General features: G+C 67.2%; 13 protein-coding genes. 5 read left to right on the forward strand and 8 right to left on the reverse strand.

Features of this window, described 5'->3' with window-relative positions; genetic code table 11:
- Nucleotides 1-10 precede the first annotated feature (10 nt).
- The 5 genes from RRU_RS14725 to RRU_RS14745 all read right to left on the reverse strand — a co-directional run bounded on the left by RRU_RS14725 (nt 11) and on the right by RRU_RS14745 (nt 6528).
- Nucleotides 11-1768, reverse strand: a complete 1758-nt coding sequence (locus RRU_RS14725) for a tetratricopeptide repeat protein (RefSeq protein ID WP_011390481.1) — start codon at nt 1766-1768, stop codon at nt 11-13.
- Complete coding sequence (locus RRU_RS14730) at nt 1765-4578, reverse strand: tetratricopeptide repeat protein (RefSeq protein WP_011390482.1); 2814 nt, start codon at nt 4576-4578, stop codon at nt 1765-1767. Before RRU_RS14730 ends, RRU_RS14725 begins: the two co-directional genes overlap by 4 nt.
- Before the next feature lie 59 nt (nt 4579-4637).
- Nucleotides 4638-5024 (reverse strand): flagellar biosynthesis regulator FlaF, encoded by a 387-nt coding sequence (gene flaF / locus RRU_RS14735; protein ID WP_014626463.1) that lies wholly within the window; start codon nt 5022-5024, stop codon nt 4638-4640.
- Nucleotides 4963-5409, reverse strand: coding sequence for a flagellar biosynthesis repressor FlbT (locus tag RRU_RS14740; RefSeq protein WP_011390484.1), 447 nt, complete (start codon nt 5407-5409; stop codon nt 4963-4965). Before RRU_RS14740 ends, flaF begins: the two co-directional genes overlap by 62 nt.
- 249 nt (nt 5410-5658) lie before the next feature.
- The gene (locus RRU_RS14745) at nt 5659-6528 is read right to left on the reverse strand and encodes a flagellin (RefSeq protein WP_011390485.1); all 870 of its coding nucleotides are present in this window, start codon (nt 6526-6528) and stop codon (nt 5659-5661) included.
- Between the two features lie 286 nt (nt 6529-6814).
- Here RRU_RS14745 and RRU_RS14750 point away from each other — a divergent pair, with 286 nt between their 5' ends.
- The 4 genes from RRU_RS14750 to RRU_RS14765 are packed head-to-tail and all read left to right on the forward strand — an operon-like array spanning nt 6815 to nt 11236.
- On the forward strand, nt 6815-9169 hold the full coding sequence (locus tag RRU_RS14750; protein ID WP_011390486.1) for a tetratricopeptide repeat protein: 2355 nt from the start codon (nt 6815-6817) through the stop codon (nt 9167-9169).
- Nucleotides 9151-9849: a hypothetical protein gene (locus RRU_RS14755; protein ID WP_014626464.1), complete on the forward strand. Its 699-nt coding sequence runs from the start codon at nt 9151-9153 to the stop codon at nt 9847-9849. The genes RRU_RS14750 and RRU_RS14755 overlap by 19 nt, the downstream gene beginning before the upstream one ends.
- Nucleotides 9850-9890: 41 nt before the next feature.
- Nucleotides 9891-10424, forward strand: a complete 534-nt coding sequence (locus tag RRU_RS14760) for a hypothetical protein (RefSeq protein ID WP_193384992.1) — start codon at nt 9891-9893, stop codon at nt 10422-10424.
- The gene (locus RRU_RS14765) at nt 10421-11236 is read left to right on the forward strand and encodes an alpha/beta fold hydrolase (RefSeq protein WP_011390489.1); all 816 of its coding nucleotides are present in this window, start codon (nt 10421-10423) and stop codon (nt 11234-11236) included. The genes RRU_RS14760 and RRU_RS14765 overlap by 4 nt, the downstream gene beginning before the upstream one ends.
- A gap of 102 nt (nt 11237-11338) precedes the next feature.
- On the opposite strand, the gene RRU_RS14770 is transcribed toward RRU_RS14765, so the two are convergent.
- Nucleotides 11339-11989: a TetR/AcrR family transcriptional regulator gene (locus RRU_RS14770; RefSeq protein WP_011390490.1), complete on the reverse strand. Its 651-nt coding sequence runs from the start codon at nt 11987-11989 to the stop codon at nt 11339-11341.
- 166 nt (nt 11990-12155) lie between these two features.
- Between RRU_RS14770 and RRU_RS14775 the strand changes: the two genes are divergently transcribed.
- Complete coding sequence (locus RRU_RS14775) at nt 12156-12968, forward strand: EF-hand domain-containing protein (protein WP_011390491.1); 813 nt, start codon at nt 12156-12158, stop codon at nt 12966-12968.
- Between the two features lie 54 nt (nt 12969-13022).
- Here the strand turns inward: RRU_RS14775 and RRU_RS14780 are convergent, their stop codons facing one another.
- Nucleotides 13023-15056, reverse strand: coding sequence for an aminopeptidase P family protein (locus RRU_RS14780; protein WP_011390492.1), 2034 nt, complete (start codon nt 15054-15056; stop codon nt 13023-13025).
- Between the two features lie 102 nt (nt 15057-15158).
- Entirely contained in the window at nt 15159-16052 is an 894-nt protein-coding gene (locus tag RRU_RS14785; protein ID WP_011390493.1) for a 50S ribosomal protein L11 methyltransferase, read from the reverse strand.
- Nucleotides 16053-16232 lie beyond the last annotated feature (180 nt).

Here is a 16232-nt window from a genome sequence, read left to right on the forward strand (position 1 = left end):
CCGCATCACTCTATGAAAGCGGCCAGCCTTGGGCGAAGGCTCGCCGCACCGCATCAAAGGCCCCATCCCAATCGCCGGGATGGGGCTGGCGGAACAGGCGGAGCGAGGGGTACCACACCGTGCGCGACGCCTTTTGCCCCCACCGCCAGTCGGGGGTGGCAAGCAGCAGCAGGGCGCAAGGCAGGCCAAGCGCTCCGGCCAGATGGGCCACCGCCGTATCGACGGCCACCACCAGATCAAGCCCGGCCATCACCGACGCCGTCGCCGCCATGTCGCCCAGCCGGTCCCCCTCGTCGATCACTCCCAGGCCGGCGGGCAAACCGGCCAGATCGGCGCGGCGCGGTCCCAACTGCAGGGCATGGACCGTCCATCCCTGATCGACACACAGGCCGGCTAAAGGCTCGAGCGGACAGGAACGGTCGCGCGGCCGGGTCTTGCCGGCCCAGACCAGCCCCAGCCGACCCCGCCCCCCCGGCGGCAGCGGGGGCGCCAAGGGCGGCACCGGCGGCCGAGCCTTCAGATACGGCACATCCACGGGCATGACGCCGGCCGTGACCCCGGCCATGCGGGCAAGATCAAGGGCGCCGATCCAGGCGGCCACGGGCGGCGGCGGGCGGCCCATGGCCAGAAGGTCGATCCCGGCCTCCAGGCCCTCCGCCAGCAAGCGATGCAGGCAGGGGTGGCATTCAAAGACGATCCGCCGCGGACGATCGGGGCGCTTGCTCAGCCAGGGCAGGAAGCGCGCCGCCATGATCTGATCGCCCAACCCCTGCTCGCCACGCACCAGCAGCGTCCCCTCGCCCAAGGGCTCGCCCGCCCATGGCGGCGCCGTGACCGGCGGATAGGGCCGCTGAAAGGCCGCCGTGCGCCAGCGATGGGCATAATCGGCGAACCCCTGTTCATAATCATCGGCAAGACAGCGGGCGAAGGCGCGGTTGACCTTCGCATCGGCATCGTCGGGATCAAGGGCCAGGGCCCGGTCGGCGGCCGCCGTCGCCTCGTCCAGGGCGCCGGTCTCGATCAGGGCGGCGGCCAGATTGACCCATCCCGCGCCATGGGTCGGCGCCTTGTCCAGGCTGGCGCGCAGCACCGCCACGCTCTCGTCGACCGCCCCGGCGGCCAACAGGGCTCCGGCCAGGGCATCGGCCAAATCGGCGCGCCCGGGGGCGTCGGCCAGGACGGCGCGCAACAGCTGGGCGGCATCGCCCGGCCGATCAAGACGGCGCAAGGCCTCGGCCAGATCGGCGCGCGGGTCGATCGCCCCCGGCGCCCGGGCGACGGCGGCTTCCAGAAGCGGCAGCGCCTCGTCGGGACGATCCAGGGCCAGCAGGGCCCGCCCCAGGTTATGGGCGGGGGCCACGTCGTCGGGGGCAAGGGCGCGGGCCCGGCGCAGGGGGGCAAGGGCTTCGCCCGGCCGACCAAGGTCGATCAGGGCCCGCCCCTGGGTCGAGAGAACCGCTTGGTGATCGGGGGCCAGGGCCAGGGCCACCGCCAGATCGGCCAGGGCCTCCTCGGCCCGGCCAAGATCAAGCAGCAGGCCGGCGCGCTCGATCCGCAGCGGCGCATCGTCAGCCGCCACGGCCAGCCCCCGGGTAAAGGCCGCTAGGGCCAGGGCCCCATCGCCGCCGCGGCGGGCGATCAGCCCGGCCAGATGGTGGGCGCGGGGATCGTCGGGATCGCGCTCCAGGGCCTGGGCGACGGGAATCGCCGCGCTTTCGACCAGACCGGCCTCAAGGAGCTTCAAGGCAAGGGCGAGACGGGGATTCATCCCAGCACGGGTTCGATGGCGTCTTCCATTTCCTCGACCGCCCACATGCCATTCTTTGGTTGGCGGTGGAAGGTCGGCGGCCCGGCGCACCAGCGCCGCCACATGGCGCGATAGGCTCCTTCAAGGTCGGCCACGAAGCCGGGTCCGTCTTGCAAGGGCGAGGCGCGCAGACGCTCGCGCAAGCCCGCGCGCATCCGCATCAATCCCTCCAGATCGCCGGCCAAGGCAACCGCCTTGGCCACCATATCGTCGACGTCCTCGCCAAGCAGACGATCGGCGAGACCAAGATTGCCAAGGATGCTCGCCCCCACCCGCCCCGAATGGCGATGGCCGCGCAGGCCGATCACCGGTACGCCCATGTGCAGGGCTTCGAAGGTGGTGGTGGTGCCGTTATAGGGGAAGGTGTCCAGCGCGATATCGACCTCGGCATAAACCGCCACATGCTCCATCAGGTTCTTGGCGTAAGGGGCATAGCTCACCTGCTCGGGGTCCACCCCCCAGTCGATCAGACGCTCGATCAAGACCTTGGCGGTGGCGGGATCGCGGAACCCCTTGGCCTTGAGCAACAGCCGGCTTCCCGGCACCGCATCGAGGATGCGCTTCCAGACCGCGACACAGCCGCGATTGACCTTGGCCATATTATTGAACGAGCCGAAGGTGATGGTGCCCCGGCTCAGAACCGGCGGCGGCGCCGGATCGGGCAGTCCGGGTACCTCGTCAAACAGCAAAAAACTGCGTGGCAACCGCCACAGGGTTTCCGAAGCCGGATCCTCGTCCACCCCCAAGGGGTCGGCGAAGCCATCGGTCAGCCGGTAATCGATCGCCGAAAGCCCGGTGGTATTGGGATAGCCCAGATAGGTGACCTGGACGGGTGCGGGCTTGAGAGCGAAGATCGACAGGCCGTTGTTGGCGGTATGGCCCGAGAGATCGACCAGGATATCGATTTCGTCCTCGCGCACCCTCTCGGCCGCCTTTTCCGCCGGCAGGGTGGTGATATCGCGCCAGCGGTCGCAGCCCTCGCGGATCAGATCGGTCATCTGATCGGTCAAGGTCGACAGGGAATAGCAGGTGACCTCGACCGCGGCCCGATCATGGGCGCCAACCAGCGGCAGGAAAAAATAGGCGACCGAGTGACGACGGAAGTCGGGCGAGACATAGCCGATTCTCAAACGCCGCTCGGGATCACGGGTGTTGTGATGGGTGACATCGGAGAGCTCGGTCGCCCCGGCGCCATACAGGGCGTCCCAGCGCCGGTGGCGGGCGAAAAGATCGTCCTTCTCCATGGCTTCGACGTAATGAAAGCTGAAGCAGCAATTGCTGTAATGGAAAGGCGGCACCCGCTCGCCGCCTTTTTCCACGGCGAGATCGAAAACCTCCAGGGCGGAGGCGTTTTCCATCAGGTCGCTATGGACGCAGCCAAGCAGGAACAAGGTGCGTATATCCTCGGGAAAATCCTCGCGGATGGACTGGGCGAGGGCCAGCGACTCGACCAGCCGGCCTTGCGACCAGCGCACCACCCCCAGCGAGGCGCGCGCTTCAACATGGTCGGGTTTTTTGGCGAGAACGGTCTCGAAAACCGTCGCGCAGTCCTCATAGGCGTTTTCCTGGAAGTAATGGAGCCCCAGGGTGGCAAGAAGCCCCACATCGCCGGGAAACCGCGCGAGCGCCGGTTCCAGAACGCCAAGAACCTCCTTGCCGGCATTGATGTGAATGAGAAAGCAGGCGAGGTTGACGATGATATCCACGCAATCGGGCGCCAGAGCCGCCGCCTTGCGGAAATGCTCCTCCGCCCTCTGGCGATCCTGGGCGGCGAGCAGGGCCAGCCCCAGATTGCTGTGGGTTTCCGCCGAACGGCCATCACACGCCAGGGCGCGTTCCAGAATCGCCACGGCCTCGTCAACCCGCCTCAGGCCGCGCAGGATATTGGCCTGGGTGTTGAGCACGGTCACATCGTGCGGACGCAACGACGCCGCCCGCTCGGCATGGACCAGGGCCTCGTCGCGCCGGCCCAGATCGCGCAGGGCCTGGGCCAGATTGTTGTGGGCCTCGAAGCTATCGGGGGCGCGACGGATGGCCTGACCATAGGCCTCGACGGCGCGCTCCAGGGCGTCGGCCGAGCGCGCGGCGCGGATTTCGAGATTGCCGAGATTGGTCCAGGCCATCGGCGCGGCGCCATCGCGCAGGATGGCGTTTTTGAAGGCCTCCCGCGCCGCCTCGCCCTCGCCCAAGGCCGCCAGGGCGACGCCGCGGATATTCCACCAGTCGGCGCCGTCGTCGCCGCAGGTCTTCGCCCGCTCCAGGGCCTCAAGCGCCTCGCCTGGAGCGCCGCCCAGCAAGGTGGCGGCCAACCCCCGCCAATTCTCGCCATCAGCGGACTCCACGGCCACGGCGCGGCGCGCCGCCGTGATCGCCGCCCCCACCTGCCCCAGGGCCCGGTAATGGGCGCCGAGCATGCGGGGAAACACCGCGTTCATCGGGGCGACATCCCCCGCCCGCTCCAAAACCTCGGAGACCTCGGCCATCCGCCCCTGGGCCTTGAGAACATCGACCAGCGCACAGACGGCGCGGGCATGAAAGGGATCATCGATGGGATCAAGGGCGAGGGCCCGGCGCAGCGGCTGCTCGGCTTCCAGGGGGCGCCCAAGGGCGACCCGGGTCAAACCGAACAGGATCAGCCCGGCGGAGTCCTCGGGATGGCGCGACAGGTGAAGATCAAGAAGAACATCGGCATGATCGGCCTCTCCGGCATCCAGGCAAGCCGCCGCTTGGCGAACCAGCGGAGAGGTCGGCCGCAGGCGGCTGGTGTCCATGGCGGAGGATCCTGACCAGAAAAGCGCGGATGGGGGCGGGCGGCTATCGGCCGCTCCGTTCAGCCCGCCGTCGATTGCTGTTCGGGGGCCGCGCGCAGACCCGCGGCAAGATTGCGATTGATGCTGATCAGGATTTCCAACTCGCCCACCTCACCCGAACGCAGCGAAGCCGTGGTCTGGCGGTCGACGAACAACGACAGACTCATGATATTGGCTTTCAACTCGGGCGGCAGGGTATTGGCCGGCTCGGTGATGTCGGCCTGAATGATCGTCCACAACAGGTGATTGAAGCGCAGGGCCTGGGAGAACGCGGTCTTATCGTTGGGCTTGGTCCGGGCCTCCTCCAGCATCACTGCCGCCTTAGTAAAGGCCATCGCCTCGACCTCACGGGGTGTGAGAGTCGACTTCTGGCTTTGCTGATAGGCCCGGATCGGATCCTTCACCATGTCTCAAAACCTCCGCTTCGTAATCGATGAGTTTTCGGCAGACCTTAAGCGCCCGATAGTGATCGCCACTGATGATGCATTCCGAAACCTCATGCATAAGATCGATCGCCCGAGGTTCCAGAGGCAGCAAGATAAGCTGTCTTAGCAGAAGAAAGTAAAGGTTATGGAAATCTCGCTCCTTTTCTGGGGCGACATACATGTTGAGGATGGCGAAATACAGCTTCTTGGCAACCGTATCCGCTTGGTCCTCGGTAACGATATCCTTCTGCCGCAAAACCGGTACGCGATTGAGAATCACCAGTTCGGCTTTATTGGGTCCGTTGGCGATGACCGCCGTTCCGACCAGGATCTTCTCGTTGGGCTTGAGCGTGACCTTAAGGGGCATGAACCATTGACCATGACGAAGGGAAACCGTAGCCCTTGAAGGGCGAACCACTCAGCGGTTACGCCCGGGACTATCCGGCCGCAGCCGGTTAAGGGGATTATCGACGAAACCCCCGCCTTCGCAAAGACGAAAGGCGTATGCGCGCCGCTCCGCCCGGAATGGTCCGTGGTATGCTTGATCCCTTTGAAGGAAAACGGCGGTCGGACACCCGACCGCCGTTCCCGTTCGTCTTCGTCGTCGGCGGAGACCTTAGAACAGACGCAGAACGGCCTGTTCGGACTGCTGAGCGATCGAGAGAGAGATCGTGCCGAGCTGCTGGCGGGTCTTCAACGACAGCATGTTGGCCGATTCCTTGTTCAGATCGGCGTTGACCAGGTCCGCGGCGCCACCTTCCAGAGTGTTGATCAGAGTGGAGGTGAAATCCTCGCGGATCTGAAGCATCGACGCGTTGGTACCAAAGGTCTGAGCCGAGTCACGAACCGTGGTCAGGGCCGAGTCGATTTGGTTGATCGCGTTGTCGATGACGCCGCCATAGACCGAAACGGTGGTATCGGCCCAACCCGCCGCGGCATTCTGCGCCGAAGAGACGCTGATGCCCGAGGTGCCGTCCACGTTCGAGGCGATGCCCTTGATGACCAGCTTGCGGTCGGAGGCCGAGGGCGATTCCGAGAACTTGACGGTCAGGGTATCGGCGCCCGACTTGATCAGGTTCACGCCGCCGTAGTTAGCGTCATTGGTCAGATGGTCGATCTGGCTGCGCAGTTCGTTGAACTGGCTCGACAGCTTGGCGCGGGTGGTCGAGTCGGCACTGGCCGTAGCTTTCGCCGAGGCGGCGATGGCCTTCATCTGCTTCAGGACGTCTTCGACATTCTCAAGGGCGTCGGTCGCCGTCTTCAGAACCTGGATGCCTTCGCTGATGCCGTTCTTGATGGTGGCAAGATCGGTGGCGCGGCTATTGAGGTTACGGGCTTTGAAGAACGACAGCGCGTCGTCGATGGCGCTGTTCACGGCCTTGCCGGTGGACAGACGATCCTGGGTCCTACCGATCAAATCGGTGGTCCGGGTCAGCGCCAGCAGGTTCGAACGCGTGGAGGAAGAAAGCGTAATGTTGTCGGCCATAGTATCAATCCCTTTCTAGGATCGCTGCGGGTGACGTTCTTGTCATCGGCGACTGGCCCGCCTTGCGACGGGTCCCACGGCTTGCGGGACAAGCGGGCATTCCTGCCGTTTGCATCCCTGCGTGACCAGCTGATGTAAAGCTACGCGTCACCCTTCCCCTTGTCAATCGCTGGTCCATAGGCCAGAAGTCTATAGGTCCTTCGCCTTTGGCTTTCCTCCCCATCGCGCCGATCCCTTCGGGCCCGGTCGCGGTGTCGCCCCTTCCGATCTTGAACGGATCGCCCCCATGTCGCAGAACGCGCCCCCCCCTCTTCCCGTCTCCCCTCCCCTTCCCGTCGCTGCGCGGGCGGCCTTTTTATGGTGCCTGCGCCTCGACGAGGGGGGCGATCGTCCGGGCGCCCTCGAAGCCTGTCGAAACGCCCTCGCCCTCGCCCCCGACCACCCCGACCTGCTGGCGGCCCAAGGCGCCATTGCCCTGGCGGAGAACGACGCTTCCCAGGCCCGCGCCGCCTTCGACCACCTCGCGGCGACGACCCCGGCCGATGCCCGGGGGTGGCATGGCCTGGGCCGCGTTCATCTGGCCCTTGGCGAGCCCGCCGACGCCTTGCTCGCCCTCGATCGGGCGACCGAGCGCGCCCAGGCGCCGCTCGCCGGTCTTGCCCATGACCGGGCGCTCGCCCTGCGCCAACTCGGCCGCTTTGACGAAGCGCTCGCCACCCTTGAGCGGGCCCTGGAACACTCCCCCGGGGACTGCGCCTTGCTTACCCAGAAGGCCCGGGTCCTGGAACGGGCGCGGCGCCCGCGCGACGCCGCCGAGGTGGCCGGCCAGGTTCTGGCCCGCCATCCCGACGACGCCACCGCCCAGGCCGTTCTCGCCGACGCCTTGCTCACCCTCGGCCGCCCGGGGGAGGCGCTCGCCCCCGCCCGCGCCCTTCTCGACCGTTTGCTTGCCCCCCCCGCCGCCGCCACGCCCGAGGCCTTGCTCGATGCCTTGGAGCGCGTCGGACGCTGCCTGCGCGTTCTTGGCCGCCACGGCGTCTGGGTCGAAGACTCGCGGCGGGTCTGTGCCCGCCTGCCCGACCATCCCGACGCGCTGTCGGCCCTGGCCACGGCTTTGTGGTGGAGCGGCGATTTCCCCGGCGCCCTGGTGCCGCTGCGGCGGGCCCTGGTCCTCGACCCCAGCCATCCCACCGCCCTCTGGCAAAGCATGCTCTATCCGCTGCAGCCGGTTTATGCGACCGAGGCCGCCCGCGCCGAAGCCCTGGCCGAGCACCGGCGCGCCGCCCGTGATCTGGCGCGCCTGCCCCCCGAGCGCCTGTCGAGCGTCGATCCGCTGCTGATCGGCTATCCCTTCTACGCCCCCTATCACGGGCCGCTTGATCTCGACGCCCAGCGGCGGATCGGCGCCACCTTATGCGCGGCCCAGGCCGATTGGGCCGCCCGCCATCCTGTGGCGGCCTCTTCGCCTGCCCACAGCGGCCCGCGCGGCGATGACCGCAAGCGGGTGGCTTTCGTCAGCGCCTTCTTTCGCGCCCATACGGTTTGCAAGCTGTTCAAGGCCTGGATCGAAGACCTCGACCGCGACCGCTTCCACGTCAGCGTCCTTCATCTCGACGAGCGGGCCGACGAGGAGACGGCGGCGATCGCCGCCCTGGCCGACCGCTTCCACCACCTGCCGCGCGGCGGCATGGCGGCGCGCGCCGTGCTGGGCGATCTCGCCCCCCACGCCATCGTCTATCCCGAACTGGGCATGAACAACGATACCCTGCGGCTGGCCGCCCTGCGGCTGGCCCCGGTGCAGGCGGTGGCCTGGGGGCATCCCGCCAGCAGCGGCTTGCCGACCCTCGATCTGTTTCTTTCAAGCGATCTGATGGAACCCGAGGGCGGCGAAGCGGCCTACAGCGAACGCCTCGTCCGCCTGCCCGGGCTGTCGATCCGCTACAGCCCGGCCTTTTCGGTGGACGACCGCGAGCAGGCGCGCCGCGAAACCCGCGCCGCCCTGGGGCTCGACGAGGCCACCCCGCTGTTGCTCAGCTTGCAGACCCACCCCAAATACGCCCCGGCCGACGACGCCTTGCTCGCCGCCATCGCCGCCCGCCTGCCCGAGGCCCGCTTCGCCCTGATCGATTCGCGCTTCCCCATCCCCGGAACCATCCTGCGCCAGCGCCTGGACGATGCCTTCCGCGCCCAGGGGGTCGATCCCGAGGGGCGTATCCTGATGCGCCCGCCGATGCCGCTTGAAGCCTATCGGCGGCTCAATCTGGCCGGAGATCTGTTCCTTGACACCCCGGCGTGGTCGGGGGGCAACACCACCTTCGAGGCCATCCATTGCGGCCTGCCCATCCTCACCCTGCCCGGCACCACGCTGTGGGCGCGCCATTCGGCGGCGATCCTGACGGCCCTTGGCATTGACGAGACCATCGCCCGCGACCGCGAAGACTATGTTGATCTGGCCGAGCGCCTGATCCGCGATCCCGCTTGGCGGGTCGGCTTGGTCAAGCGGGCGACCGCCGCCAAAAACGCCCTGTTCACCGATCGCCGGCCGGGCGCCGCCCTGTCCGATGTCCTCTGCGACGCCATCGACCGGGCGTCGTCGTCTTCCCCCCTTGCCAAGGATGCCCCATGGCCGACCGCTCGCTGATCGTCGTGACCGCCTATGATGACGGCTTCGCCGCGATGGGAGATCGCGCGGCCGAACGCCTGCGCGCCTATGCCGCCCAGTATGGCTTCGCCTGCCATGTCGAACGCAAATTATCGTCGGGCCGCCCGCCGGCCTGGAACAAGATCGCGGTGATCCGCGCCCTGCTCAGCCAAACCTACGAGACGGTGCTGTGGGTCGATGCCGACGCCCTGATCCTCCGCCTCGACAGCGATATTCGCGCCGTCGCCACCGCCGCCGACAAGGACCTGCTGCTCGCTTGCCATCACCAATGGGTCGAGCCGATGCCCGGCATGGCCGTGCGCTTCGATATCCCCAATACGGGGGTCATGGTGCTGCGACGCTCGGCCTGGACGCTCGATTTCCTGGAGCGGGTGTGGGAGGCCGAACGCTGGCTGACCCATCCCTGGTGGGAAAACGCCGCAGTGATCGAACTCATGGGCTACCATCGCCTGCTCGACTCCGCGGCCATCAACCAGCCCGATCCGGCGGTGATGGACCATATCGGCTGGCTTGGCTGGGAATGGAACAGCGTGCCCGGGCTCTGCGAGGTCACTGATCCGGTGATCCGCCATTACACCCGCCGGGGCGATTTCGCCGAGCGCCTCGCCGAGATGACCGCCGATTTTGAAACCGTTTCGGCCCGGGAGGAGACGCGATGAAACTCAACCTTGGGTGCGGGTCGCACAGAATGGACGGCTGGGTGAACGTCGACCGCGCAGCCACGCTGGCCCCCGATCAGGTGGTCGATCTGGAAGCCGTGCCCTGGCCCTGGGCCGATGACAGCGCCGAGGAGATCTTGCTCTCCCATGTGCTGGAACACCTGGGGCCGACGCCGGCGAATTTCCTCGCCATCATGAGCGAGCTTTGGCGGATCTGCCGCCCAGGGGCGCAGATCACCATTTTCGTCCCCCATCCCCGTCACAGCTCCTTCCTCAATGATCCAACCCATATCCGGCCGATCACGCCCGAGGGATTGTTGCTGTTTGATCGCCAAAGGAACCGCGACTGGCAGGCCTCGGGGGTCAGCAACACTCCGCTGGCCTTGATCCTCGGCATCGATTTCGCGGTGCTCGAGACCGAGCATTTCCTGGAGGAGCCCTGGCTGTCCCAAGCCCGCAGCGGCGCGATTTCCCACGAGGCGTTGATCGAGGCCGAGAAGCGCCATAACAACGTCATCGTCCAAACCCGGATCCTGCTCGAGGCCCGCAAGGACCAAGGGACCGCCCTCCCATGACCGGGCTTTTGGCGATCCGCGATGGCGATATCACCCTCGAGGGGGTGCGCTTGCGCACCCGCCATCTTGGTCCCGATCGTCCCGGACCCCGGCTGGTCTTCCTCCACGAGGGGCTAGGCTCGATCGGCCAGTGGAAGGCGTTTCCCCAAGCGCTCTGCGCCGCCACCGGCTTGCCCGGCTTTCTTTACGAGCGCCAGGGATTTGGCGGCTCCGACCCGATCGTTCCCGGCCCGCGCCCCCTGGCTTACCTCGATCACGAAGCCACGCGGGTACTGCCCGCCGTGCTCGATCGCTTAGGGATCGACCAACCGGTTCTGGTCGGCCATAGCGACGGCGCCACCCTGGCCCTGCTCTTCGCCGCCGCCTTTCCCACGCGGGCCAAGGCCGTGGTCAGCATCGCCGCCCATGTTTTCGTCGAAGAGATCACCCTGGCCGGAATCGACGCCGCCGTCCACGCCTGGACCCACGGCGATTTGCGCGACCGCCTGTCGCGCCACCATGGCGCCAATACCGAGGGCGCCTTTCGCGGCTGGGCGGAAACCTGGCGTCTGCCGGCCTTCCGCGACTGGTCGATGACGGCCCGCCTGCCCGCCATCCGCTGCCCGCTGCTGGCCATCCAGGGCGAAGACGACAGCTATGGCAGCCCCCGTCAGGTCGCCACCATTGTCGCCCTGGCCGGCGGCCCGGCCACGCCCCTGATGCTGCCCGGCTGCGGCCATATGCCCCACCTGCAGGTCCCCGAGCGCACGGTGGAGGCGGCGGGGCGCTTTATCGTCGAAAGCCTGGAGGGAGCCACGCCGGATGTGATCTAGAGAGCAAATCCCGAGCGATTTGGTCCAGAGCGCGACGACGATTTGCTTCACGATGACGATCTTAGGGCGATGTGCGGAGCCCCTGTTTCACGCGCATCGCCCTTAAGCCGCCGCCCCAGGGACTTTTCGTCCCGCCGCCCGGTCGGCGCGGGTCAGGGCCAGCCCGGCGCGGATGCGGGGGAGCAGGCGCGACACCAGGGCATCGCAATAGGCCGCCTCGGCCTCCGGCGGCACGGCGGGCAAATGCGAGCGCAAGGCCCGATCGCGGCCGAAGGCGTGACATTGACCGATGACCCAGATCGCATCGGTCATCGCCTCGTCATCGCTTTCGCCACAGCCGATCTCGCCGGCCAGAACGGCGGCGACCGAGCGGAAATGGCGGTCCATCATCACCACCGGCGCGACCTCGGCGACGCCGCTGGCCCGCAGCCCCTCCCAAACGAACAAGCGGTGGATGCGATCGCGTTCCTCGCTGGCGATCAGGTTTTCGGACAGCATACCGCGGACCAACGCTTCAAGGGGATCGGCGGTCTGGCGCCAACTGGTCAAGGGATCGCCACGCAGATCGAGCAGCCGCCCCATCGCCCGGCGAATGACCGCGGCATAGAGCTTGGCCTTGCCGCCGAAGTGATAATTGACCGCCGCCTGATTGACCCCGGCGCGGTGGATGATCAGGGCGATGGTGGCGCCGTGAAAGCCGCGTTCGGCGAATTCGATGGCCGCCGCCTCGAGAATGCGATCCTTGGTCTCCATGCCCGGCGCCTCCTATCCCATGGTCCAGGCGATCACCTTAGCATTTCAAACGATCGTTTAAAATCAGACCGCGTATCGCTTTGCATGGTCCGGGGTGCCCGATGACCGTCATCGGGTCCGTTCCCGGCGACGGGAGCGGTTTTCTTGCACCCACAGGAGAAGGATCATGAGCATCGACACGAGCTATTCCAGCACGTCGATGACCGATTACGCCCTGATCCGCGCCCAGCTTTTCCAAAAGACCGACACCGATTCAAGCGGTGGCGTTTCGTTGGAGGAACTGACCGCAAAGGGGCAAACTTTGCCGACCGGCAAGAATAGCCAGTCGACCGAGGACCTGTTCAAACAGGTTGATACGGATAGCAGCGGCGAAATCTCGCTCGAAGAGCTGGAAAATTTCGCCTCGGCCTCCCTCGCCAGCCAGACCTCCGGCAGCCTTCTTCAAGCCCAGGAGGAAACCGCGACCACCCCGGCGACGCTGAAAGAGCTGTTCAACACGCTCGACAGCGATGACGACAACACGATCAGTCTCGAAGAATTCGAGGCCGGGGCCTCCACGGCCCAGGCGACGGCCACCCAGGCGTCCGCCGCTGGCGGCGGTGGCGGTGGTGGCGGTGGTGGTGGTGGCGGCGTTTCCGCCGCCTCGTCGAGCGACGAAGAAGAGGAGACCTACGATAGTCTCGACACCAACAAAGATGGTGTCGTCAGCGCTTCGGAACGCGCCGCGGCCGCCCCGCCGCCGCGCCCGGTAGAAACCGGATCAGGCGCCGATAACGCCTCCGACGAGAACGCGTCGGCGGACCAAAACGCCTCTTCGACTACCGCCCAGGCGGCAACCACCGCCCAGAGCGCGGCCGATGACGCGGTGGCGACCGAAAAAGCCACCAAGATCACCGAGTTATTGCGTCGGACCTTGACGGCTTACGGAAACACTACGTCGAATGGCGCGGTGACCGGCAGCGCCGGCATCTTCGCCTGATCCAAAGACGGCGGGCTCCGGTCTCCCCGGGGCCCGCCTGCCTTGGCAAAGCGCTTAGAGCGGCGCCGTCGCCGCGATCAGCCAGTCCAGAACCGGCCGATCGTCTGGGGTATCAAGCAGCGGCGCATGGGTCTCGCGGACGCGGGCGTGATAGGCGTCGACCCAGGCCCGCTCATAGATATCAAGCAAAGCGGCATCGATCAGCGTCCGATCAAGCGGCACCACCGTCAAGGTTTCAAATTCCAGGAAGACCCGGTCGGCGGCCTCGGGCGCGGGATCGACCGGGCGCACGGCGACCAGGGTTTCGATGCGGATGCCGAACTCGCCCTCGCGGTAATAGCCGGGCTCGTTGGACAGGATCATCCCCGGAACCAGCGGCACGGCATTGGCGGCCTTGCTGATGCGCGCCGGGCCTTCGTGAACCCCGAGGAAACTGCCCACTCCGTGACCGGTGCCATGGTCGTAATCCATCCCTTCGGCCCACAGCGGCTGACGGGCGAGGGCATCGAGCTGGTGGCCGGTCGTTCCCTGGGGGAAGCGGGCGCGGCCGAGCGCCAGATGCCCCTTGAGCACCAGGGTGAAACACCGCCGCATCGCCGGGGTGGGGGTGCCGATGGCCACGGTGCGGGTGATATCGGTGGTGCCATCAAGATACTGCCCGCCGCTATCGACCAGATAAAGGCTGCCGGGAACCAGCCTCCGGTCGCTTTCGGGCGAGGCATGGTAGTGGCAGAAGGCGGCGTTGGGACCGGCGGCCGAGATCGTGCCGAAGGACAGACCGCGCAGCAGCGGATCGACGGCGCGCAAGCGCCCCAGCTTCTCGGCCACCGCCAGCTCGCTCAAAGTCCCCTTGGGCGCTTCCTGGGACAGCCAGTGCAGGAAACGCACCATCGCCAGACCATCGCGGCGATGGGCGGCGCGGCTACCTTCCAATTCCACGGCGTTCTTGATCGCCTTGGGCAACACGCAGGGGTCGGCGGCGCGGACGATGGCCGCGCCGGCCTCCTCCAGACGATCAACGATCCAAGAGGGGGTGGCCGTCCAGTCCACCCGCACCTTGGCATGGCGCCGGCCGAGCGCGCTCAAGGCCGGGGCCAGGGCGCTGGGCGGCGAAAGCCGCACGCGATTGCCCAGATGGGCCGCGAGACCGGCGCTGACTTTCAGGGGATCGACGAAAATCTCGGCCGATCCATCGCCGTGAAGCAGGGCATAAGACAGCGGCAAGGGGGTGAAGGCCACATCGCCGCCGCGAATATTGAAAAGCCAGGCGATGCTGTCGGGGGCCGACAGCACCACCGCGTCTTGCCCGTCCTTGGTCAGCGCCTCGGCGATGTCCTCGCGCTTTTCCGCCCCGCCGCGCCCCGAATAGCCTTCGGGATGGGGAACCACCGGCGACAGCGGAGTCGGCGGCTGATCGCTCCACGCCGCATCGAGCAGGTTGGTCTCCAGCGCCACCAGATGGGCGCCGGCCCGCTTGCAGGCCTCGCGCAGCCGGTCGCGTTCGGCCGGGGAATGCAGCCAGGGGTCATAGCCCAGACGAGCCCCCGTCGGCAGCGCCGTTTCCAGCCAGCGCGCCGGCGGCTCGTCGATCAGGTGATGAAAAGAAAAGGCTCCGGCATCGACCTCGCCGCGCACCTGCAGGGTATAGCGCCCGTCAACGAAGATCGCCGCCCGCTCGGCCAGCACCACCGCTGTTCCGGCCGACCCGGAAAAGCCGGTCAGCCACGCCAATCGTTCGGCGCGCAGGGGAATGAACTCGTTCTGGTATTCGTCGGCATGGGGAACGATCAGCCCGTCAAGGTTTTCTTCGGCCATGCGCCGACGCACGGCGACAAGGCGCTCGGGCAGCGGAACGCGCGAATGGGCGAAGGCCTTGGCGGCGCGGGCGCGCAGATCGACCAGCGCCCCGCGCAAGGGGGCATTGACCGGGGCGCCGATCAGATCAAGCCAGCCCTCGCCGCCCGCCGCCGGAGCGGCCGCCGCGCCGGCGACCAGGGTGGCGAGATCCCCAGGCGACAGGGCGCCGCCGATTCCTTCGAGATCGCGGGTGATCGAATCGATATCGAGCCCGTCGAAACTGTCATTCATCAAGCCTATTCCTTATCCCACCGGGCCTTATCCCACCGGGTCCTTGGCAAGCCCGCCTTCGACATGGCGCGACGGACCGGCCGCCGCAAGCCGACCCCGGCGTTAGCGGCCGAGGATCAGGGTCGTCCACGGCCGGAAGGCGATGCGGTGAACCAGCCGCAAGCCCTGACTACGATAGGCCGACAGCACCTGGGCCTCCTGCCAGTCAAGCAATCCCGCCAGCACCACCTTGCCCTTGGGGGCCAGCAGACCGGCCAGCGGCCGGGCGAGGCCGCAAAGCGGGCGGGCCAGGATATTGGCCAGGATCAGATCGTAAGGCCCGCCCTCGATCACCGTGCGACCGCGCGCGCCATTGCCGTGCTCGGCCCGGATAAAAGCCGCGAGACCATTGAGATGGGCATTGAAGCGGGCGACGCGGACGCTTTCGACATCGATATCGACGGCGCGCACCGGGCGGGCGAAGGCCCGCGCCGCCGCCAGCGACAGAATTCCCGATCCGCAGCCCATATCCAGGATATTGCGGTAGCGATGGCGCTTGGCCAGCAGGTTGATCGCCGTCAGACAGCCGCGCGTGCTGTCATGATCGCCCGACCCGAAGGCGGTGGCGGCATCGACGGTCAGCGGCCAGCGGCCGGCGGGCAGTTTGGCCTTGTGGTGGGATCCGTGAACGAAGAAGCGCCCGACGGAAATCGGCGGGAAGGTGATCAGGTTCTCGCGCAGCCAGTCGCGCCCTTCCAGGCGGATCACCTCGAACGACGGCTCCTCGATCCCGGCGACGGTGGACACCAGGGCCAGGGTGGCGGCAAGAAAGGCCGGATCGGGCTTATCCTCGCACAGCGCCTGGATCTTCCAGATGTGATGGGCCTCATCGACCTCGAAACACAGCAAGGCGACGCTGATCTCGTCGAGAGCGCCTTCCAGCGGGGCGACGACGACCTCGGGAACGGTGATTTCCACCTGCCAGAAGGAAGGCGGCGCGCCGGGGGTGCTGGGCATGACGGGGGCTCCTGAACAAGGGCGAGGGACGATGGGAACAAGCCGCGAAGACTTCGGAGGATGGTTTAGGGCTTGCGACCCCGCTCTGTCGAGCCCGCAGACGGGCGGCGAGGGCGCGCGCGGGCGACGCCTCCGCCGGCTATGCGGCGCGGGCAGCTCTGCAATGCGAAAGGTTCGCGG

It is taken from the genome of Rhodospirillum rubrum ATCC 11170 (assembly GCF_000013085.1).
GTDB classification, from domain to species: Bacteria; Pseudomonadota; Alphaproteobacteria; order Rhodospirillales; family Rhodospirillaceae; genus Rhodospirillum; species Rhodospirillum rubrum.

Excerpts from the sequence above, each read along its gene's own strand:
- RRU_RS14780 (WP_011390492.1), bottom strand. The coding sequence starts at position 15,056 with ATGAATGACAGTTTCGACGGGCTCGATATCGATTCGATCACCCGCGAT.
- RRU_RS14745 (WP_011390485.1), bottom strand. The coding sequence starts at position 6,528 with ATGGCCGACAACATTACGCTTTCTTCCTCCACGCGTTCGAACCTGCTG.
- RRU_RS14785 (WP_011390493.1), bottom strand. The coding sequence starts at position 16,052 with ATGCCCAGCACCCCCGGCGCGCCGCCTTCCTTCTGGCAGGTGGAAATC.
- RRU_RS14730 (WP_011390482.1), bottom strand. The coding sequence starts at position 4,578 with ATGGACACCAGCCGCCTGCGGCCGACCTCTCCGCTGGTTCGCCAAGCG.
- RRU_RS14740 (WP_011390484.1), bottom strand. The coding sequence starts at position 5,409 with ATGCCCCTTAAGGTCACGCTCAAGCCCAACGAGAAGATCCTGGTCGGA.
- RRU_RS14765 (WP_011390489.1), top strand. The coding sequence starts at position 10,421 with ATGACCGGGCTTTTGGCGATCCGCGATGGCGATATCACCCTCGAGGGG.
- RRU_RS14750 (WP_011390486.1), top strand. The coding sequence starts at position 6,815 with ATGTCGCAGAACGCGCCCCCCCCTCTTCCCGTCTCCCCTCCCCTTCCC.
- RRU_RS14770 (WP_011390490.1), bottom strand. The coding sequence starts at position 11,989 with ATGGAGACCAAGGATCGCATTCTCGAGGCGGCGGCCATCGAATTCGCC.
- RRU_RS14725 (WP_011390481.1), bottom strand. The coding sequence starts at position 1,768 with ATGAATCCCCGTCTCGCCCTTGCCTTGAAGCTCCTTGAGGCCGGTCTG.
- RRU_RS14775 (WP_011390491.1), top strand. The coding sequence starts at position 12,156 with ATGAGCATCGACACGAGCTATTCCAGCACGTCGATGACCGATTACGCC.
- flaF (WP_014626463.1), bottom strand. The coding sequence starts at position 5,024 with ATGGTGAAGGATCCGATCCGGGCCTATCAGCAAAGCCAGAAGTCGACT.
- RRU_RS14755 (WP_014626464.1), top strand. The coding sequence starts at position 9,151 with ATGGCCGACCGCTCGCTGATCGTCGTGACCGCCTATGATGACGGCTTC.